A 19,985-nucleotide genomic window follows, 5' to 3' on the forward strand; every position below is an offset into this window, starting at 1 on the left:
CATGGGCCCGATCAACGAGAACGTTTCTGAAATCCTCCTGGATAAGGTCGCGGACTGGCTCATGCGGACCTCGCTCAGCGACGAATCGTTGGAGACGATCGTGCGCGGCTTCTGCGAGCGGCTGGCCGCAGCCGGTCTGCCGCTCATGCGCGTTCATCTGTCCTTCTCCATGCTCCATCCGCTTTACGATGCGCTCGGCTTTACCTGGTGGCGCGGCAAGGGCGTCGAGGTGAGCGGACTGCGTCACGAGGAACTGGCGCTCAACCCCGAACGGTTCCTGCGCAGCCCCTATTACTATCTGCTCAGCAACAATCTCGACCATGTGAGACGGCGGATCGATCCGGCCGAGCCGTCGGAATTTCCGATCATCGACGAACTGAAGGAGCAGGGCGCGACCGACTACATCGCCTTCATGCAGCCGCTCGGGGCCGAATCCGAACACGGCATGGTCGGCTCCTGGACGACGGACCGCCACGGCGGCTTCAGTGACGATGTGATCGCCGCTCTGCTGAGGCTTCAGAACCACTTGGCGATAGCCGCGAAGGTTGCCGTGCTCGGCAAGCTCGCCGACAACATGTTGACGACCTATCTTGGCGCCAATGCGGGGCGGCGCGTGATGAGCGGCCAAGTTCGGCGCGGTGACGGCGAAACGGTCCGCGCGGTTCTCGTCATGGCGGACATGCGCCAGTCCACCGTGCTTGCCGAAAAGGAAGGGCGCCAGGCCTATATCGAATCCTTGAACGGCTTCTTCGATGCGATTGCCACGCCGTTCAACCGGAACGGCGGCCAGATCCTGAGCTTCGTCGGAGACGGCTTCATCGCCGTCTATCCCTGCGGCCGCCACAAGGAGCCCTCGGAGATGGCGAGCCGCGAGGCCTTCGCTGCCGTGAGTGCTGCGACCGCGCGCATGGCCGCGCTCAATGCCGAACGCAGGCAGCAGGGCCGCGACGCGATCGGCTACGGTATCGGGCTCCATGTCGGCAATGTCATGTTCGGCAATGTCGGGCTTCGCGACCGGCTGACCTTCTCGGTCTTCGGCTCGGCGGTAAACGAGGTGCAACGGCTGCAGAACTTGACGAAGAAATATGCGCATAGCGTCGTCGCGAGCGAAGCCTTCGTCAATTACTGCGGCGGCGACTGGCAGACGCTCGGACAGGAGAAACTACGCGGTATCCGCCAGAAATTCACCGTTCTTTACCCTCGGGACACCGCTCTTGCGGCAATAGAGCAGGAGCGGGCCTACGACGCGACGGAGGATGGACTTTCCGAGGCGGAGCATGTCATGTTGCTCTACCGTAACAAGAAGCGGCCGCCTGCGCCGCGCGGCTTGATTGACAAGATGCTTCAATGAGGGGTCGATGCTTCGTATAGTTCTGCTCGCGGCAGTGCTTGCCGCGCCAGGTGTTGCTTGTGCCGAATCCCTGGAACTTCCGCCCCATGAGCGGAAACTGGTCGACGGCTTCGAGGGCAAGGATTTCGCGCCCGAGGGCGGGCTTTATTACCGCGAGAATTCCGAGCAGAGCGCGGGAACCTACGAGTTCCAAAGCGACGTCAAGCGCACGGGCAATGGCGGACTGAAGCTTAGTATCGTCCCTAAATGTCCCGCGACCGAAGGCGGCTGCAGCGAGCGGGCGGAAATCTGGGAGAAGACCGAGCTGCGCGTGCCTTATGACCAGGGCGTTTGGTACGGCTTCTCAGTCAAATTCGCCGACCCGATTCCGAGCGGCGATCACCGCTATCTCATTGCACAGTGGAAGCGCGAAATCGATCATGGGGCCGATGGCGATTTCAGCCCTTTTCTGGCATTGCGCATGAATTTCGGCAAGCTTTTCGCCACCGTGGAGACCAACTATCTGCCGCCCGTTTCGACCGGGCCGGCAAACGTTCCGGCGCGCTGCGGCGCCGGCGAAGTGCCCGTCTGGCTCCGGCCCGATCTCAACCAGATGCGGATGCTCGTGGCAACAGACGGCAACTGGAAGGCCGAGGACGGCCGGCTGTTCAACTCGTGTACGAACGGGGTGACCGTCACCAATCACGGCAATCCCTTGCCCGATCCGAAATCCGGCTGGATTGATTTCGTCGTCTTCACCAAGCCCGGCCCTGGCGGTTCGGGCCGCATCGAGCTCTTTGCCAATGGCCAGCCGATCATCACCGTCAAAGGGCACATAGGCCATGCGGACAAGGGGCTTGGCGAAAACCAGTATTTCAAATTCGGTCCCTATCGTGCGGCCGATATTACCGACTGGACGCTCTATTACGACGAGTTCCGTCGCTCGCCGCGCTGTGAGGACGTTCTGACGAACGGCGCTTGCCCCTTCTCGTAAGGCGGCACCGACGCTCCCCGTCGTCTTCCCACGCTCTCCGGCGGTACGCTGGACAGCCCGTTGAAGCTACGCTAGTGTTTTTGTGGTGGCGGACGCTACAGCGGGTCATGCGTTCATTGGAATGTGCGAGTGTCGCTGTACGCTTGAAATTACTGCATGATTTTGCCCATGGCGGCTCCGGATTGGGAATTGTGCAGGAGGGGTAATGAGGGAAGCGTGTTGCGATGACGTCAGGAGCGGACCTGCTACGGGTTGAGGGTCTGCGGATCACATTCTCGGTGCTCGGCGGCGAAGTGGAAGCCGTTCGCGGAGCGAATTTCAGGATCTTGCCGGGGAAAGTGACTGCGCTCGTGGGCGAGTCCGGATCCGGGAAGTCGGCGATCAGCCAAGCGATCATGGGAATCCTGCCGAGCGTGGCGAGGGTCGGCGGTCGGGTGCTGTTCAATGATCCGGCGGCCGGAGCGAAACCGGTCGACCTGCTCTCGCTGGAGACGGATGGACGTGAGATTCAGGCGATCCGCGGCGCACGCATAAGCAAGATCTTCCAGGAGCCGATGACGTCACTGTCGCCGCTCCACACGATCGGAAACCAGATTTCCGAAGTGCTCGCGATCCACACCGACGCGGACGGGTCCGAGCGGCGGGCGAGGACGGAACAGCTCCTGGGTTATGTCGGATTTTCCGATCCGAGGCGGGCCTACGACATGTACCCCTTCGAACTCTCCGGCGGCATGCGCCAGCGCGCCATGATCGCGATGGCGCTCATCTGTCGGCCTGCGCTGCTTATCGCCGACGAGCCGACCACCGCCCTCGACGTGACGGTCCAGGCACAAATCCTGCAGCTCTTGCGGGAGCTCCAGTCCAAACTCAACATGGCCATCCTGTTGATTACGCATGACCTCGGCGTCGTCGCCAACATGGCGGACGAGGTCGTCGTCATCTATCACGGCGATATCGTCGAGGCCGGGCCGGTCGATGCGATCTTCCGCAATCCCCAACACCCCTATCTCAAAGGGCTGATGGCGGCGGTGCCGCATTTCGATATGAAGCCCGGCGAGCGGCTGAAGGCGCTTCGCGAGGTGCCGGTCAAGGCCGGCACGCTCCTCGGCAGACCGGAGGCCAGAAGGGTCTCCGGGCCGGATGTCCTCGTGTCCGTGCGCAATGTATCGAAGACATTTGCGACGCGCAGCTCGGGCTGGTTCGGCACCGGCGCCGCGTCGAGTCATCGCGCGGTTGACAATGTCAGCTTCGATATCCGTCGCGGTGAATGCCTGGGGCTTGTCGGCGAAAGCGGCTCCGGCAAGACGACGGTGAGCAAGATCCTGATGCGGGCGGTGACGCCGGACACCGGGTCCATCACTTTCGACGATGGAGAAGGGGCGCTCGACGTCCTGAAACTCGATGGGTCGGAGCTCAAGGCGCTGCGCGCAAAGATCCAGATGGTGTTCCAGGATCCGGTCTCGTCGCTTTCGCCGCGGATGACGGTCAAGAACATTCTCAGCGAGCCGCTCGAAATTCACGGGCGCGGCACGCCGAAGTCGCGCGTCGAGACCGTTCGCTCGCTCCTGCAGGCGGTTGGCCTCGACCAGCGCTTCATCAACCGTTACCCGCACAGTTTTTCCGGCGGTCAGAGACAGCGCATCGGCATCGCACGAGCGCTCGCGCTCGTGCCGCAGCTTCTGATCTGCGACGAGCCCGTTTCGGCGCTCGACGTTTCGGTGCAGGCCCAGATCCTCAACCTGCTCAAGGATTTGCAGAAGGAACTCGGCCTGACGACGTTTTTCATCTCGCACAACCTTGCGGTCGTGGACTACATGGCCGATCGCATCGCCGTCATGTGCGCCGGGCGGATCGTCGAGCTGGCGCCGCGCGAAGTGCTGATGCGCAATCCGGTCCATCCCTACACGAAGTCGCTGCTGGCGGCCATTCCCTACCCCGATCTCGACCGGAAGCTCGATTTCGATTCGCTTCAGGCGAGCGGAGGATCGGACCAACAGCGCTGGGGCGTGCAATTTTCGGACGGCGGAGAGGAGAATGCGCTTTTTCCCGCCGATCTCGGCGGCGGCCATTATGTCCTCGCCCGCAAATCGGTGGATGCGAGGGAGCTACGCCCATGATCACCCGAAGAACAGCGCTTGCCATCCTTGCATCCACGGCATTCCCGAAGGTCCTGCTTGCTGCACCGGGCGAGCTCGACGCGCTCGCGCCGCTCGTTCAGGAAGGCAAGCTTCCGCCGCTCGCCGAGCGGCTGCCGAAGACACCACGCGTGATCAATGTCGCGGGGATGGGGCGCGAGCCCGGCCGACATGGCGGTACGATCCGCAGTATCATCGGCAGCGCCAAGGACATTCGTCTGATGACCATCTACGGCTATGCCCGGCTGGTCGGCTATGACGAGGACCTCAACCTCCACCCGGACGTCCTCGAGAGCTACGAGACGGTCGAGGATCGCATCTTCACCTTCCATCTGCGTGAGGGGCACAAGTGGTCGGACGGGACGCCGCTGACGGCCGAGGATTTCCGCTACTGTTTCGAGGATGTGCTGCTTAACGAGGACCTGTCGCCGGCAGGCCTGCCGACAGCGATGGTCATCGACGGCGAGGCGGCGAAGTTCGAGATCATCGACGAGCGTACACTGCGCTATTCCTGGTCGAAGCCCAATCCGGATTTTCTGCAGAAGCTCGCGGCGCCGCAGCCTCTCGTCGTTGCCATGCCGTCCGCCTACCTCAAGCAGTTCCACAAGAAGTACCAGGAAGAGGACAAGCTCAAGGCGATCCTGAAGGCTGAGCGGCTCAAGAAGTGGAGCCAGCTCCATATGCGCATGGCGCGTTCGTACCGGCCGGAGAACCCCGACCTGCCGACACTCGATCCATGGCGCAACACCACGCCGCTGCCGGCCGAACAGTTCGTCTTCGAGCGCAATCCCTATTTCCATCGCGTCGACGAAAACGGCATGCAACTGCCTTATATCGACCGCTTCGTGCTGAGTGTCAGCTCGTCCGCGCTCATTCCCGCGAAGACCGGCACGGGTGAGAGCGACCTGCAGGCGCAGGGAATAGATTTCGTCGACTACACCTATCTGAAGGATGCCGAGAAGCGCTATCCGGTGAAGGTCAAGCTCTGGAAGAAGACGTCGGGTTCGCGTCTCGCGCTGCTTCCGAACCTCAACTGCGCCGATCCGGTATGGCGCCCGCTTCTGAGGGACGTGCGGGTCCGCCGGGCGCTGTCGCTTGCGATCGACCGGCGCGAGATCAACATGGCGGTCTTCTACGGCCTAACGAAAGAGAGTGCCGATACGGTCCTGCCGGACAGTCCGCTCTTCCGGCCCGAGTTCGCCAGTGCCTGGATCGCCCATGATCCGGAGCAGGCGAACGCCCTGCTCGACGCGGCGGGGCTCGCCAAACGCGGCAGCGACGGCATCCGCATCCTTCCCGATGGTCGCAAGGCCCAGATCGTGGTGGAAACGCCGGGGGAAAGCACGCTCGACACGGACGTGCTGCAGCTCGTAACCGACTATTGGCAGAAGGTCGGGATCTCGCTCTTCATCCGCACCTCCCAGCGCGACACTTTCCGCAGCCGCGCGGTCGGAGGAGAGATCATCATGTCGATGTGGTTCGGCATCGACAACGGCGTGCCGACTGCGAGCATGAATCCGGGGCAGCTCGCCCCCACGGCCGATGATCAACTGCAATGGCCGGTTTGGGGCCTGAACTATATTTCGCACGGTGAAATGGGAGAGGCGCCCGACCTGCCGCCAGTGGTCGAGCTTCTCGACTTACTCAAACGCTGGAGACTTTCATCGGACGATGCAGAGCGGGCGGACATCTGGCGGCAGATGCTGTCGATCTATACGGATCAGGTCTTCTCGATCGGCCTCGTCAACGGCTCGCTGCAGCCGATCGTCGTCACGACGAGGCTGCGCAATTTCCCCGAAAAGGGGCTCTATGGCTTCGACCCGACGAGCTACTTCGGCGTCTACAAGCCCGATACCTTCTGGCTGCAAGAGGGCAACTGACATGCTGCGCTACATCCTTTGGCGTATCGCGGTCATGGTCCCGACGCTCCTCATTATCTCGGCGCTCGTCTTCACCATCATCGAACTGCCGCCGGGCGACTATTTCGAAAGCTACATTGCGGAGATCAGGGCGCAGGGCGAAGGCGTCAACATGGAGCAGATCGAGGCTCTGCGCCAACAGTACGGCTTCGACCAGCCGCCGCTGCTGCGCTACCTGTACTGGGTCGGCGGCATGCTGCAGGGCGACTTCGGCTATTCCTTCGAATACGAATTGCCGGTGAGCGAGGTCGTCGGAGACCGACTGTGGCTGACGGTCCTGGTCTCCTTCTTCACGATCATGTTCACCTGGATCATCGCCTTTCCGATCGGCATCTATGCCGCCACGCACCAATATAGCTGGGGCGACTACGGCCTGTCCCTGGTCGGCCTCATCGGCATCGCCATCCCGAACTTCATGCTGGCGCTGATCCTCATGTATTTCGCCAATACCTGGTTCGGGACCTCGATCGGCCATTTGATGGACCAGAAATATCTCTCAGAGCCGATGAGCTGGGAAAAGGCGAAGTCGATCCTCGAACATCTCTGGATTCCCGTCATCATCATCGGTGCGGCGGGCACGGCCGGCATGATCCGGCGGCTGAGAGCCAACCTGCTCGACGAGCTTCAGAAGCAATATGTGGTGACAGCCCGGGCCAAGGGGCTCTCGCCTTCGCGCACGCTCGTCAAATACCCTCTGCGCATGGCTCTCAATTTCTTCATTTCCGACATAGGCTCGATCCTGCCGGCGATCATCTCCGGCGCGGAAATCACGGCCATCGTGCTTTCGCTCGAAACCACGGGGCCGATGCTGATCAAGGCGCTGCAGAGCCAGGACATGTATCTCGCCGGGTCGTTCCTGATGTTCCTCGCGTTTCTTACCGTAATCGGCGTCTTGATCTCCGATCTCGCGCTTGCCGTTCTCGATCCCCGTATCCGTCTGCAAGGCAGGAGCACAAAGTGACGTCCCCGATTCCGGCGCCCGGCGAGCCTCTGCCGCATTACGTTTCGACCGCACCGTTCGATCCTTATTCTGTCGAGGTAATGACCGAAGAGCAGGTGCGGGTGAACCAGGCGTCGCAACTCCGGCTGATGTGGTGGAAGTTCAAGCGGCACAAGGTGGCGCTGGTATCCGGCATCTTCCTGGCGGCGCTCTACGTCATGATCCTCTTCTGCGAGTTCCTGGCGCCCTACAACCTTCACACGCGCAATGTCGATTTTATCTACGCGCCGCCGCAGCGCGTCCATTTCTTCCATGAAGGCTCTTTCGTCGGCCCCTTCGTCTACGGCCGGACGATGACGCTGGACATGGAAACGCTGAAGCGAAACTACGCGGACAATCCGGCGGACATCGAACCGATCCGCTTCCTCTGTCGCGGCGACAGCTATCGTTTCTGGGGGCTCTTCGAAAGCAACCTGCATCTGGTCTGCCCCGCGGAAGGCGGCCAGCTCTTTCTGCTGGGCACGGACAGGCTCGGCCGCGACGTGCTGTCGCGCATCATCTACGGAGCACGGATCTCGCTGACGATCGGGCTTCTCGGCATCACCGTCAGCTTCGTTCTCGGCATCGTCATCGGCGGGCTTGCCGGCTACCACGGTGGCGTCTTCGATCTTGTCGTTCAGCGGGTGATCGAGGTTCTTCAGTCGATCCCGAGCATTCCGCTCTGGCTTTCGCTTGCGGCGATCATGCCGGCGACATGGAGCCCGATCCTTATCTATCTCGGCATCACCGTGATCCTCGGGCTTCTCGACTGGACGGGCCTCGCACGTGCGGTCCGTTCCAAGCTGCTGGCCCTCAGGGAAGAGGATTATGTTCTCGCCGCCCAGTTGATGGGGGCAAGAGGCAGCCGTATCATTGCGCGGCATCTCGTTCCCGGTTTCATGTCCCACCTCATTGCGACGGCAACGATCTCCATCCCCGGCATGATACTTGGCGAGACCGCGCTGAGCTTCCTCGGCCTCGGGCTTCGTCCTCCGATAACGAGCTGGGGCATCCTGCTCACCGAGGCGAAGAGCGTCAGCGTTATCGCATTCTACCCATGGCTGCTTTTTCCCACCATACCGGTCATTCTTGTGATATTGGCGTTCAACTTCCTGGGAGATGGGTTGCGCGACGCCGCCGATCCCTACAAATAGCCCGGTATCGCGCCGTCCGATCGCAAGCGGGCGCTGCAGCAGGCTCGATACTTCTATTGAAGAGCGAAAGGGTCTTCGTATGACACGGCGTTTCGAGGATGCCCGGATCCTCATGTACAGTCACGATACCTTCGGCCTCGGTCACTTGAGACGTTGCCGCGCGATCGCTCATGCGCTGGTCGAAGACTACAGCGGACTGCAGATCCTGATCATTTCCGGCGCGACCATCGCCGGCGCCTTCGACTATCGCGCCCGCGTCGACTTCGTGAAGATCCCGAGCGTCATCAAGCTCAGGAACGGCGAGTACACATCTCTCGACCGGCACATCGACCTGCATGAAACGCTGAAGATGCGGCAGTCGATAATCCGTTCGACGGCGGAAACCTTCAAACCGGATATCTTCATCGTCGACAAGGAGCCGATGGGACTGCGCGGCGAGGTGGAAGACACGCTCACCTATCTGAAGACGCACGGGACCAGATTGGTGCTGGGCTTGAGGGACATCATGGATGCGCCGCATCTGCTCGAGGTGGAGTGGAAGCGCCGCGACACGATGCGCAAGATCGAGCAGTTCTACGATTCAATCTGGGTTTATGGACCGCCGGATTTCTACGATCCGCTGGTGGGGTTGGATGTGCCGACGGCCGTTCGCGAGCGCATGAACTTCGTCGGTTTCCTGCAAAGGGGCATCCCGCACGATGGCGCGCCGAGCCATCGGCCGGAAGGCGACTACATCCTCGTCACGACGGGCGGCGGCGGCGATGGTGCGGATCTTGTCCATGACGTGATCCATGCCTACCAGCAGGATCCCGAACTCACCCATCAGGCGCTGGTGGTGCTTGGTCCCTATATGCCGGTCAAGCAACGGAACAAGTTGATCAAGAAGGGCGGACGCATCCCCTTCATCAAGATGATCGAATTCGACAATCGGATGGAAGAGTTGATCGCCGGCGCGAAGGGCGTCGTCTCGATGGGCGGCTACAACACCTATTGCGAGATACTCTCCTTCGACAAGCCGGCCCTGATCGTGCCGCGCCTCCAGCCACGCGAGGAGCAATTGATCCGCGCCCAGCGAGCCTCGGCTCTCGGTCTCGTCGAGATGCTGCTGCCGCAGGAAGCGGAGGATCCGTTGCGTCTCGCCGCGGCCCTGAAGGCGCTGCCGCAACGCGCGCCGCCGTCGCGCAACGCCAATGGACTGAGGCTCGAGGGCCTCGTCCACATATCCGAGGTCGTCGGAGACTGGCTCGATCACAGATCGAAAGAACACTTGAGCATCGTAAAGACAAGCTGAACTCCCGTGGCGCCACACAAGAAGATTGCCGTTGTCCTGAAAGGCTATCCGCGTCTTTCGGAGACGTTCATTGCGCAGGAACTGCTTGGACTTGAGAAGGCGGGACACGACCTCGTCCTGGTGGCCCTGCGCCGGCCTACCGACGGCAAGCGTCACCCCGTCCATGATGAGATCCGCGCGGCTGTCCACTACCTTCCGGAATATCTGCACGAGGAGCCCTGGCGGGTCTGTCGTGCGCTCTTCCGAACGGTGGCGAAACCGGGTTTCTGGCCGGCACTCCGACAATTCCTTCGGGACCTTCGCCGGGACAGGACGCGCAACCGCTTCCGTCGTCTCGGCCAGGCGCTGGTGCTCGTTGCCGAATGGCCGGAAGGCGCCGATTGGCTGCATGCGCATTTCATCCACACACCCGCCTCGGTGACTGCCTATGCCAGCATCATCGCCGGCATTCCGTGGACGTGTTCGGCCCATGCGAAGGACATCTGGACGTCTCCGGATTGGGAGCTTTCGGAAAAGCTCGGGCGCGCCCGCTGGACCGTCACCTGCACGCGGAACGGCTACGACCACCTGCGGAGCCTCACGCGCGAAAAGTCCCGCGTCCATCTGAGCTATCACGGTCTCGATCTCGACCGATTTCCGTCTTTCGAGGGCAGCCATTCGGCCCGGGACGGCTCCGACCCGATCGACCCGGTTCGCATCGTCAGCGTCGGGCGCGCCGTCGCCAAGAAGGGGTATGACGTCCTTCTCAAGGCGCTTTCGTCACTTCCTGCCGATCTCAAGTGGCGCTTTGAGCATATCGGCGCGGGAGAGCTTACAGCCGAACTCCAGGCGCTTGCCGGCAGGCTCGGCCTTGCGGATCGCATTCGCTGGCGCGGCGCGCTCGATCAGAAGGACGTACTGGCGCACTACCGCGAAGCCGACATCTTTGCGCTGGCGTGCCGGGTTGCGGCCAATGGTGATCGCGACGGGCTGCCGAACGTCCTGGTCGAGGCATCGAGCCAGCGGCTCGTATGCGTCTCGACGGCGGTCGCCGGGGTTCCGGAACTGCTCGACGACGGTCAAAACGGCCTCGTGGTGCCGTCGGAGGACCCGCGCGCATTCGCGTTAGCGCTCGAGCGGCTGATCCGCGATCCGGAAATGCGCCGGCGCCTTGGCGCCGCGGCGGAACAGCGCGTGCGCGCCGAGTTCGATCACCATTCGAGCGTCTGCCAGTTGAGCGGGCTCTTCGAAAGCGAATGGAGCCGGGCCCCTTGAGCCGACATCGCGTTTTTTTCTATGTGCAGCATCTTCTCGGCATCGGCCATCTGGCGCGTGCGAGCCGGATCGCGAAGGCTCTCGTAGAGGACGATTTCGAGGTCACGATGGTCACAGGCGGCACACCGGTGCCGGGATTTCCGGGAGAGGGCGTGACGGCCGTCGGCTTGCCGCCGGTCACGGCCGGGGACAAGGGCTTTTCGGGGCTCGTCGACAGCGACGGCAATCCGGTCACGAAGGCCTTCGAGGAACACCGCACGAACCTGCTGATTGAGGCGCTTCATCGCACCGATCCGGATGTCGTCATAATCGAGGCCTTCCCGTTCGGGCGCCGTCAGATGCGCTTCGAGCTCTTGCCTTTACTCGATGCCGTCGCAGCCATGGAGCGGCGCCCGATGGTGGCGACTTCGCTGCGAGACATTCTCCAGGAGCGGACGAAGCCGGGACGCGCCGAGGAAACGGTAGACCTCGTCAAGAACCATTTCGACCTCGTGCTCGTCCACGGCGACCCGAGCTTTGCGCGACTCGAGGAGACCTTTCCTCTCGCGGCCGAGGTGGAAGGCAAGGTGGCCTACACCGGCCTTGTTGCCCCGCCTCCGCCGGCCGAACCGACCGAGATATTCGATATCGTCGTCTCCGCCGGCGGGGGAGCCGTCGGCAGGGAGCTGATCGGAGCCGCGCTCGAGGCGACGAAGCTCCTGCCGGCAACGCTTCGCTGGTGTCTGGTGACCGGCCCCAACCTGCCCGAGGTGGATTTCGACGCATTCACGACTGCGGCGCGAAACGGCGTTGGCCTCTTCCGCTTCCGCCAGGATTTCGCAAGCCTGCTTGCTGGGGCACGTCTCTCCGTCTCGCAGGCCGGTTACAACACCGTCTGCGACGTTCTCCGCGCCGGCTGCGCTTCCCTGCTCATCCCGTTTACCGCAGGCGGGGAAACCGAACAGAGCACGCGTGCGGTGAGGCTGGAGAAGCTCGGCCTGGCTGGCGTTCTGCCGGAGGAGGGGATCACGCCCGAGCTTCTAGCCGGCAAGATCGAAGCGATGCTTGCGCGGCCGAAGCCGGAAATACCGCCGCTCGAGCTCGACGGAGCGGCGGGCACGGCGAGAATCCTGCAACAGCGCCTCGTGTTGAAGCGCAGGTGAGCAAGCTGACAGCGGTTTCCTTCAACTTTGAGGCTCGCTCTCACACCACCCCGATCAGCATGAAGCGGGTGTACTTCTTCATGGGCAGCGCGCCCGCGAAGTCGATACGCGCGAGACCTGCCTGCATACGGAATTCCTCGAGCGACGAGACGCAGCTTATATGCGTCGGCTCGCTGAAATAGTTGTTCGACTGCAAGAGGACGCGGGTGCCACCCGGGACGAGGCTGAGCCAATTTCCGAGGTCGGCGATATGTTCGCAACTCGTGTTGATCACGAGGTCCGCATTCAGGTTGCGATAGTCGAGCGCATACATGTCCGCCGTCATTGCGTGAAACCTGTCGCCGAAGGCGGCGTTCAGCGTCCGTGCGACCGGCTCCACCGCGGGGTCGATGTCGTAGCTGTCGGCCGCCTCGATATCGAAGCGCGGGTCCTCGAGCAGCATGGCCGGCAAAATTCCGTACCAGCCGCCGAGCACGACGATCCGGCGGTATGATGCACCGGCGCGTTCAAGGAGCTTGTCTCGGGCCCAGATCTTGCAGCCGACCTGTTTATGGTTGAAGGCGTTGGCGATATTCGCTTCCGGATGCTTCGCGATGACCCGGGCGATGCCATCCACGAGCCTGCTGCCGGAATAGGCGGCCAGCCCCCGGGCCAGGTCATAGGCGTTTTCGTGCCAATCTGCGGGAGGGTGGGGCGAGTGGCTGGCATGCGTCATGCGGCTGTTGTAAGCTTACGGTCGAGGGAGCGCAAGCGGCATGGGCGCGGGGTGGATCGCGGCCGCGGAAGGGACCGACCGCTTCTGACGGGTGATCGTTTGCTTAACCTTGTCCGGTGCTTGACAGAGAACACGCCTCTGCTCTCAATCCGGGCAGTCACGATTTTGCGGATAAGGGGCGGAGCTATTGAAGAGCAGGCGGAAGGGTACCATTTGCGGCATACGTCCGCCGGCAAGACGGCCGTGCGATCCCGAGTTTTAGATTAGGTCTCATTGTCGGCCCATGGAACCACGTCTTTCCCGTTACATCTGGACTCACACCCGCAAGCAGCAGCTCTGGATTCTGCTGGTCGTGGCGCTGTCGATGATCCCCTATTTCCTGTCCTTCGATCTGCCGAAACAGATCGTCAACGGACCGATTCAGGGGCAGGGTTTCGAAGGCCCAGGTTCGACTCAGCCCTTCCTGCCGATCTCCTTCAGCCTGCCGTTCTTCGGCGAGATCAATCTGTTTTCAGGCTTTCAGCTCGAGCGCGAGGGGATGCTCCTGGCGCTGAGCCTCGTGTTTCTCCTGCTCGTCATCATCAACGGTCTCTTCAAGTTCTACATCAACACCTATAAGGGCCGGCTCGGCGAACGGCTTCTGCGGCGCATCCGCTTCGAACTCATCGACCGCGTCCTGCGCTTTCCGCCGGGCCATTTCAAGCGTGTGAAGCCAGCCGAAATTGCGACGATGATCAAGGACGAGGTCGAACCGATGGGCGGCTTCACCGGCGACGCCTTCGTGCAGCCGGCACTCCTTGGCGGCCAGGCGCTGACAGCGCTGATCTTCATCCTGCTCCAGAGCTTCTGGCTCGGGCTCATCGCCGCGGTCATCGTTGCCGTGCAGGCGATCATCATCCCGCGCATGCGCCGGCGATTGCTGGTGCTTGGCCGTGAACGGCAGTTGACGGCGCGCGAGCTCTCCGGCCGCGTGAGCGAGATCGTCGACGGCATCGGCGCGATCCGCGGCCATGACACGTCCAATTATGAGAGGGCCGACATCGCCGCGCGCCTCGGCCGGATATTCAAGATCCGCTACGACCTCTACGAGTGGAAGTTCCTGGTCAAGTTCCTGAACAACTTCCTCGCCCAGGTCACGCCGTTTTTGTTTTATTCGATCGGCGGTTACTTTGCGCTGCAGGGGCGGCTCGATATCGGCCAGCTCGTCGCCGTCATCGGCGCCTACAAGGATCTGCCGGGCCCGCTGAAGGAACTGATCGATTGGGACCAGGCTCGTCAGGACGTGCAGGTCAAATACGCTCAGGTCGTCGAACAGTTCAGCGTCGAGCCGCTGATCGACGCGAAAGTGCAGGAGGTTTCCGCAGTTCCGGCACCACCGCTCGCCGGGCCGCTCGCCGCCGTCAACCTGACTGTCGCCGATGATGGCGGCTCCAAGGTGGTGGAACACGTGTCGCTCCAGGTCCATCCCAGTGAAGCGGTTGCCGTTACCGGCGGAAGCGGGGGTGGGGGCGAGGCTCTGGCCGAGGCTTTCGGCCGACTGATCTGGCCGGCAAGCGGCAGGATCGTCGTCGGTGATGTCGACATCCACGACTTGCCCGAGTCGATCACCGGACGGCGGATCTCCTACGCCTCTTCAGAGGTCTATACCTTCCACGGCAGCCTCGGCGACAACCTGCTCTATGGGCTGAAGCACGCACCGCTGACGGAGACGGTTTATGAAGGAGACAAGGCCGCCCACCGTCGATGGGAGCTCCTGGAAGCGAAGCTCGCCGGCAATCCTTCGTTCGACCTCAACAGCGACTGGATCGACTACGAGGCTGCGGACGCGACCGATCCCGACGATCTATTCGCCAGGATCAAGGCCGTGCTCGATGCCGTGCTTCTGACGAACGACATCACGGCGTTGGCCGTCCGTTCGACCATCAATCCGGTCGAGCATGAAGCTTTTGCGGGCGAGATCGTGGCCATGCGCTCCGCGCTCCGCCGGCGTCTCGAGGCTGAGAAGCTCAGCGATCTCGTCGTGTTCTTCGAACCGGGCTCCTACAATGTCGAGGCGACCGTCGGCGAAAACCTGCTCTTCGGAACGGTGACCGATACCGTCCGCTGGGAGAAAGCGCTCGAGAGCCATCCCTTCTTCAAGACGGTCCTGAAGAGAGCCGGGCTGCACGAGACCTTCTACGAGATGGGGCTGGAGATTGCCGAGAACGTCGTCGAACTGTTCCGGGACTTGCCGCCGGATCATCCGTTCTTCCAGCAGCTCACCTTCATGACGGCCGAAGATATCCCCGTCTACGAAGCGCTTCTGCAGAAGGTGAGGGGGCGCCCGATCGAGGACGTCTCGGAGGAGGACGCGATCAAGATCATCCGCCTGTGCTTCGGCTATATCGAGCCGCGGCACCGTTTCGGTCTTTTGACCGACGAGCTGATGCAGAAGATCGTCGAGGCGCGGAGCGAGTTCAGCGAAGGGCTGCCGGCCGATCTCGTCGGCATAATCGAGCACTACCAGCCGAACCGCTACATGGCATCGGCGAGCATTATCGACAACGTGCTCTTCGGGCGCATCGGGCACAAGCATACGGACGGTTCCGAACGGATTCGTGCGATCGTGCGTGATCTCTTCGAGTCGCTCGGACTCTACAACAAGGTTCTGGCCTTCGGGCTCGACTTCAACGTCGGTGCCGGCGGCAAGCGGCTCACTGCCGGTCAGCGGCAAAAGCTCAACCTGGCACGCGCGCTCATCCGCGTCTCGGACTTCTACATCTTCAATCAGCCGCTCCTGGCCCTCGACCAGCGCACGCAGGACCAGATCACCCGAAACGTCTTCGCTTTCCTGCGGGAAGGCGAGCGCAGGCCGGCCATCGTCTGGGTCCTCTCCAATCCGGTTCTCTCGGAACTCTTCGACCGCGTCGCGCATTTCGAAAACGGCCGCCTGGTCCAAGAGGACGCGCTGGAAGAGCGGCCAAAAGACAGCGACTATAAGGAACTGGCATCTTGATGTAATATTGATGTCGGGAGGCAAGCATATTTTCCCCGCGGCTTGGGATTGGACGTGTTTGCGCCCGAGGCACATTCGGAGAAACGGACGGTTATGCTCCTAAAAGACGAAGTGGAAATGTTGCGCCGGATAACACTGTTTTCCGGGTTGCCGCCTGCAAAGCTCAAGCTTCTGGCTTTCACCTCCGACCGGGTGATGTACAGTGCGGGGGAAAACCTGTTTAGCCAGGGTGACATCGGCGACGCGGCTTACGTCATTCTTTCGGGCAAGGCTGATGTGCTGGTGGCAACGCCGAATGGGCAGTTGAAGGTCGCGGACGTGGAGCAGAATTCGATCGTCGGCGAGATCGCCATTCTCTGCAACACACCACGTACGGCAACCATCAGAACGACCACTCCGCTTGAAGCCCTGCGCATCCGCAAGGATGATTTCCTGAAACTGCTCGCTGATTTTCCCGAGATGGCGGTCGAGATCATGCGAGTGCTTGCCGACCGTCTCAGCCAGACGACCTCCGAACTCACCGAGGCGCGCAGCCGCGCGCAGCGGGCGGAAGCCTGAGTTCGTCGAACCACTTTGGCAGCCGCTTGCTGCATTCCTGCCGTTGCGCGATTTCCGCCGAAACCGGTTCCGACTCATGGAATCATGCGGTAGAGAAGCGCGATGCGCGCCATAACCTACTTCCAGAGAACCGTTTACTTTCCCGACAAGCCCGAAAAGGCTCGTTTCTTCTGTCGGTTGCAGGCGGGCCAATGGGAGCCCGGCACCTTCCGCAATATCGAACGTCTCGTCGACGAGACGACAACCTACATCGATATCGGCGGCTGGATCGGCGTGACGCCTTACTGGACGGCGCAGATCGCCGACAATGTCATCGCCGTCGAACCCGATCCGGTCTGCTTCGGCATCCTCACCGAGATGAAAGGCACTAACGCGGGAGCGGTCGCGCTCGTTAACGCGGCGCTGTCGCACGACGAGTGCCTGGTCCTCAACTCCGTCGGCGGCGGTTTCGGCAGTTCCGAGACTTCGGCGCTGATCGCCGACGATACCGGCATGTCGATCACGGCCAACACGGTCACCGTTCCGGAACTTCAGGCAATGGCGAGAACGGAGCGCCTCTGCTTTAAGGTCGATATCGAGGGGTACGAATACAAGGTACTCGATCAGTTTCGGGCGATCGACCGGAAGAGGACTGCCGGTGTGCTCCTGGCAGTCCACCCGCAAATTCTTGCCGCCTCGCTTTCCGGCCCCGCCATTCTGCGCCTCGCGCGCACGGCCGCGGCGACGTTCCGGCTCATCCGGAGCTTCCGCGGTTTTCGACTGGAAAATCCCTCGGCGATCTGGTCGGCAATCCGCAAGTCGATCGCCCAACGCGAACTCAAGGGCTTCGACCTGCTTTTCATCGCCCGTTGAATGAGCGCGGCGGACAAAACCGCCCATATCGCGGCTACTGCCATCGCTCAAGACGCCTTGGACGAGGCTTCACTTCAGCGCTTCCACAAAGCGGAGGACGTCGTGAACCATGCGGGCGTCCCAAAGATCGTTATGACCGAAGCCGTCGTAGATCAGCATCTGTTTTGGCTCGGAAGCGATGTCATATAGCGCCTCGCCGGAAGACAGCGGGATGATGGTGTCGCGCCGACCGTGAATAAACAGCTTTGGTTGCCTCACCTGCGCTATTCGTAAATCCGAACGGAAGGGATCCTTGATGAGAAGGCCAACCGGAAAGAACGGGTAGTGCATCTGAGCGAGCGACAGGACAGACAGGTAGGCAGAAACAAGAATGACGGCCGCAGCCGGTCTTTGCCGAGCCGTATTCACGGCAACGCCGCTTCCCAATGATTGACCCAGCACAACGATCTCGTCTTCAGAACGAGCCGAAAGCCAATCGAACGCGGCAATGCCGTCGGTCAGTAGCCCGGCCTCGCTCGGCGTGCCGGTTGAACCCGGATAGCCGCGATAGGAAATTGCGAGCAGCCCGACGCCCCGCCAGGCCAGTGCCCGCGCGAAAAAGCCGTAGTTGCTGACACGGTCGGCGTTGCCGAGAAAGAACAGCACCGACGGCATGTCGGGTTTGCCCTGCATGTAAAGGCCGTGAAGCGTCTCTCCATCGGGTGTCCTGATCTTGACGCTCTCCCCCCAGCTTGCAGACTCTGGAGCCAGCGTCAGCCTTGCGCCGGGGTAGAGGAGGGCGCGCTGCGACACATACGTCAGACCGACAAGCGACGCGTATGCGAAAGTCGCCACCAGCGGCAACGTTACCAGGAGTTTTGTGGCACCCACGACAACATCCACTGGCGGCTCCGTGAACATGAAGGGTCCGGTTACGTCATTCTCCGAAGGATCCAGAGCGACCGGCCTCGATGGGCTATTCCGGACACGAGCCGAAGGCGGGGATTATCCTTAAGCCGCTCGGCCTCAATGCCATCAAGAAGTAGGACCTGCCGGTCGGTCTCGTTTGCATTCGGCGTAATCCACCAGCGCCGATCCTCGCAGCAAAGCCCGGCTTCGGGGTGCTCCTGGAGGTATTCAATCGCATATTCGGCGTCTATTTTGCCTGGACCGGTGTCGACGGACATCTCCCTTTACTCCGTCTGCAATCGCTCAGGAAACTATACTTGATTATTGCGCCTGTTGCAGTGAGTACCATTTGTTCGCTTGCCGTTTCCTGCTACGCCAAGCCGGGCCAACCAGGGAGGCGCCGATGGGTACGTTTTACCATCTTCTCGGCAACAACTTGATCGCCAATATCACGAATTTCACGGTCTGGTTCGCGCTGACCTTTTGGGTCTATATCGAGACGCAGTCCGTATTTGCGACCGGCATGATCGCCGGCGTCTACCTGGTGTTTACCTCAGGCTTCGGATTCTTGCTCGGCAGCATCGTCGATCACAATCCCAAGAAGCTGGCCATGCTCGGCTCGAGCGTGGTGTCGGCCGGCTTCTATGTGCTGTCGTTGGCGCTGCTGCTGTTGTCGCCGCCGTCCGCCTTCGCCGATCCGTACGGCTTTCACCTCTGGTTCTTCGTGCTGTTGGTGATGCTCGGTGTCATTGCCGGCAATATCCGTTCTATTGCCCTGCCGACACTGGTGACCGTGCTTATTCCCGAAGGCTCGCGGGACAAGGCCAATGGCCTTGTCGGCATGGTGACCGGCATCGGCTTTCTCAGCACCTCGGTCATCAGCGGTTTTCTGGTCGCCTGGGGCGGCATGGTGGCGACGCTGGCGTTCGCGCTCGTTTTGACTTTCCTGGCCTTTACGCACCTTACCTTCATCCAGATCCGCGAAACGCATGTGGAAGCTGCACCCGACCAACCCGCCGAACCCAAACGCGTCGACATCAGAGGAACGGTTGCGGTGATTGCTGCCGTGCCGGGCCTTTTTGCGCTCATCTTTTTTGCCACCTTCAACAATTTCCTGGGGGGCATTTTCATGGCGCTGTTGGATGCCTATGGCCTCTCCCTGGTATCGGTGCAGATCTGGGGACTGTTGTTCGGCGTGCTCTCGACCGCCTTCATCATCAGCGGCATAGTCATATCGAGGAGGGGGTTGGGCAGGAATCCGTTGCGCACGTTGCTGCTGGTCAATCTCGTCACCTGGTCGGTGTGCTGCGTCTTCACGATCCAGTCCTCCATCTGGCTGCTGGCGGGCGGATGCTTCATTTGGATGCTGCTTGCGCCGTATGCGGAAGCGGCCGAGCAAACCGTCCTGCAAAAGGTGGTTCCTTTGGAACGCCAAGGCCGCGTCTTTGGTTTTGCCCAGTCGGTTGAACAAGCCGCTTCGCCCCTGACCGCCTTCTTGATCGGTCCACTGACCCAGTTCGTGGTCATGCCTTTCATGACCGACGGGGCAGGGAGCAAGGCCATCGGCGACTGGTTCGGCACAGGCCCGGCGCGCGGCATAGCATTGGTGTTTACGCTTGCGGGTATGATCGGCGTGGTCGTGACGATTCTTGCACTGAGATCGGGGTACTACCGCAGGCTCTCGACGGTTTATGCCGGTGGCATGACCGACGAGGTGAATCCGTCGCGTCGAAGCTGACCTGTCCTCCTCGCAGTGCCGTTCGCGGATCCGCGGAGCGA

16 protein-coding genes are annotated in these 19,985 nt (G+C 61.6%); 13 read left to right on the top strand and 3 right to left on the bottom strand.

The genetic code is table 11. The features are described 5' to 3' along the window. The first annotated feature begins 1 nt into the window (after position 1). The 9 genes from M728_RS19585 to M728_RS19625 all read left to right on the top strand — a co-directional run bounded on the left by M728_RS19585 (position 2) and on the right by M728_RS19625 (position 12,198). Positions 2-1,351, top strand: coding sequence for an adenylate/guanylate cyclase domain-containing protein (locus M728_RS19585; protein ID WP_026620443.1), 1,350 nt, complete (start codon positions 2-4; stop codon positions 1,349-1,351). Positions 1,352-1,358: 7 nt separating this feature from the next. Continuing rightward, positions 1,359-2,324, top strand: a complete 966-nt coding sequence (locus M728_RS19590) for a polysaccharide lyase (RefSeq protein WP_026620442.1) — start codon at positions 1,359-1,361, stop codon at positions 2,322-2,324. Positions 2,325-2,548: 224 nt separating this feature from the next. Then, entirely contained in the window at positions 2,549-4,441 is a 1,893-nt protein-coding gene (locus M728_RS19595; RefSeq protein ID WP_026620441.1) for an ABC transporter ATP-binding protein, read from the top strand. Next, complete coding sequence (locus tag M728_RS19600) at positions 4,438-6,339, top strand: ABC transporter substrate-binding protein (RefSeq protein ID WP_026620440.1); 1,902 nt, start codon at positions 4,438-4,440, stop codon at positions 6,337-6,339. Before M728_RS19595 ends, M728_RS19600 begins: the two co-directional genes overlap by 4 nt. Position 6,340: 1 nt before the next feature. Beyond that, entirely contained in the window at positions 6,341-7,339 is a 999-nt protein-coding gene (locus M728_RS19605; RefSeq protein WP_026614490.1) for an ABC transporter permease, read from the top strand. After that, the gene (locus M728_RS19610; protein WP_026620439.1) at positions 7,336-8,511 is read left to right on the top strand and encodes an ABC transporter permease; all 1,176 of its coding nucleotides are present in this window, start codon (positions 7,336-7,338) and stop codon (positions 8,509-8,511) included. Before M728_RS19605 ends, M728_RS19610 begins: the two co-directional genes overlap by 4 nt. A gap of 79 nt (positions 8,512-8,590) precedes the next feature. Further along, on the top strand, positions 8,591-9,802 hold the full coding sequence (locus M728_RS19615; protein ID WP_026620438.1) for a glycosyltransferase family protein: 1,212 nt from the start codon (positions 8,591-8,593) through the stop codon (positions 9,800-9,802). A 6-nt stretch (positions 9,803-9,808) separates the two neighbouring features. Further along, positions 9,809-11,056 carry a glycosyltransferase family 4 protein gene (locus M728_RS19620; protein ID WP_026620437.1) on the top strand — a complete coding sequence of 416 codons (1,248 nt, stop codon included), beginning with the start codon at positions 9,809-9,811 and terminating at the stop codon, positions 11,054-11,056. Continuing rightward, positions 11,038-12,198, top strand: a complete 1,161-nt coding sequence (locus M728_RS19625; protein WP_026620436.1) for a glycosyltransferase family protein — start codon at positions 11,038-11,040, stop codon at positions 12,196-12,198. The genes M728_RS19620 and M728_RS19625 overlap by 19 nt, the downstream gene beginning before the upstream one ends. 40 nt (positions 12,199-12,238) lie before the next feature. Here M728_RS19625 and M728_RS19630 read toward each other — a convergent pair whose 3' ends face one another. Beyond that, positions 12,239-12,913, bottom strand: a complete 675-nt coding sequence (locus M728_RS19630; protein ID WP_026620435.1) for a hypothetical protein — start codon at positions 12,911-12,913, stop codon at positions 12,239-12,241. Positions 12,914-13,196: 283 nt separating this feature from the next. Between M728_RS19630 and M728_RS19635 the strand changes: the two genes are divergently transcribed. The 3 genes from M728_RS19635 to M728_RS19645 all read left to right on the top strand — a co-directional run bounded on the left by M728_RS19635 (position 13,197) and on the right by M728_RS19645 (position 17,318). Continuing rightward, positions 13,197-15,908: an ABC transporter ATP-binding protein gene (locus M728_RS19635; protein WP_026620434.1), complete on the top strand. Its 2,712-nt coding sequence runs from the start codon at positions 13,197-13,199 to the stop codon at positions 15,906-15,908. Between the two features lie 93 nt (positions 15,909-16,001). Further along, positions 16,002-16,466 (top strand): cyclic nucleotide-binding domain-containing protein, encoded by a 465-nt coding sequence (locus M728_RS19640; RefSeq protein ID WP_026614483.1) that lies wholly within the window; start codon positions 16,002-16,004, stop codon positions 16,464-16,466. A gap of 102 nt (positions 16,467-16,568) precedes the next feature. After that, on the top strand, positions 16,569-17,318 hold the full coding sequence (locus M728_RS19645) for an FkbM family methyltransferase (protein WP_026620433.1): 750 nt from the start codon (positions 16,569-16,571) through the stop codon (positions 17,316-17,318). Positions 17,319-17,387: 69 nt separating this feature from the next. On the opposite strand, the gene M728_RS19650 is transcribed toward M728_RS19645, so the two are convergent. Both M728_RS19650 and M728_RS19655 read right to left on the bottom strand, forming a co-directional pair. After that, positions 17,388-18,188: an alpha/beta hydrolase gene (locus M728_RS19650; RefSeq protein ID WP_026620432.1), complete on the bottom strand. Its 801-nt coding sequence runs from the start codon at positions 18,186-18,188 to the stop codon at positions 17,388-17,390. A gap of 41 nt (positions 18,189-18,229) precedes the next feature. Beyond that, on the bottom strand, positions 18,230-18,484 hold the full coding sequence (locus M728_RS19655) for a hypothetical protein (protein ID WP_026620431.1): 255 nt from the start codon (positions 18,482-18,484) through the stop codon (positions 18,230-18,232). Between the two features lie 125 nt (positions 18,485-18,609). On the opposite strand from M728_RS19655, the gene M728_RS19660 reads away from it, so the two are divergent. Beyond that, positions 18,610-19,944, top strand: a complete 1,335-nt coding sequence (locus M728_RS19660) for an MFS transporter (RefSeq protein WP_026620430.1) — start codon at positions 18,610-18,612, stop codon at positions 19,942-19,944. Positions 19,945-19,985 lie beyond the last annotated feature (41 nt).

Origin of the sequence: Ensifer sp. WSM1721, assembly GCF_000513895.2 — a bacterium.
GTDB lineage: Bacteria > Pseudomonadota > Alphaproteobacteria > Rhizobiales > Rhizobiaceae > Sinorhizobium.

Excerpts from the sequence above, each read along its gene's own strand:
- M728_RS19585 (WP_026620443.1), top strand. The coding sequence starts at position 2 with ATGGGCCCGATCAACGAGAACGTTTCTGAAATCCTCCTGGATAAGGTC.
- M728_RS19590 (WP_026620442.1), top strand. The coding sequence starts at position 1,359 with ATGCTTCGTATAGTTCTGCTCGCGGCAGTGCTTGCCGCGCCAGGTGTT.
- M728_RS19595 (WP_026620441.1), top strand. The coding sequence starts at position 2,549 with ATGACGTCAGGAGCGGACCTGCTACGGGTTGAGGGTCTGCGGATCACA.
- M728_RS19600 (WP_026620440.1), top strand. The coding sequence starts at position 4,438 with ATGATCACCCGAAGAACAGCGCTTGCCATCCTTGCATCCACGGCATTC.
- M728_RS19605 (WP_026614490.1), top strand. The coding sequence starts at position 6,341 with ATGCTGCGCTACATCCTTTGGCGTATCGCGGTCATGGTCCCGACGCTC.
- M728_RS19615 (WP_026620438.1), top strand. The coding sequence starts at position 8,591 with ATGACACGGCGTTTCGAGGATGCCCGGATCCTCATGTACAGTCACGAT.
- M728_RS19625 (WP_026620436.1), top strand. The coding sequence starts at position 11,038 with ATGGAGCCGGGCCCCTTGAGCCGACATCGCGTTTTTTTCTATGTGCAG.
- M728_RS19630 (WP_026620435.1), bottom strand. The coding sequence starts at position 12,913 with ATGACGCATGCCAGCCACTCGCCCCACCCTCCCGCAGATTGGCACGAA.
- M728_RS19635 (WP_026620434.1), top strand. The coding sequence starts at position 13,197 with ATGGAACCACGTCTTTCCCGTTACATCTGGACTCACACCCGCAAGCAG.
- M728_RS19640 (WP_026614483.1), top strand. The coding sequence starts at position 16,002 with ATGCTCCTAAAAGACGAAGTGGAAATGTTGCGCCGGATAACACTGTTT.
- M728_RS19645 (WP_026620433.1), top strand. The coding sequence starts at position 16,569 with ATGCGCGCCATAACCTACTTCCAGAGAACCGTTTACTTTCCCGACAAG.
- M728_RS19655 (WP_026620431.1), bottom strand. The coding sequence starts at position 18,484 with ATGTCCGTCGACACCGGTCCAGGCAAAATAGACGCCGAATATGCGATT.
- M728_RS19660 (WP_026620430.1), top strand. The coding sequence starts at position 18,610 with ATGGGTACGTTTTACCATCTTCTCGGCAACAACTTGATCGCCAATATC.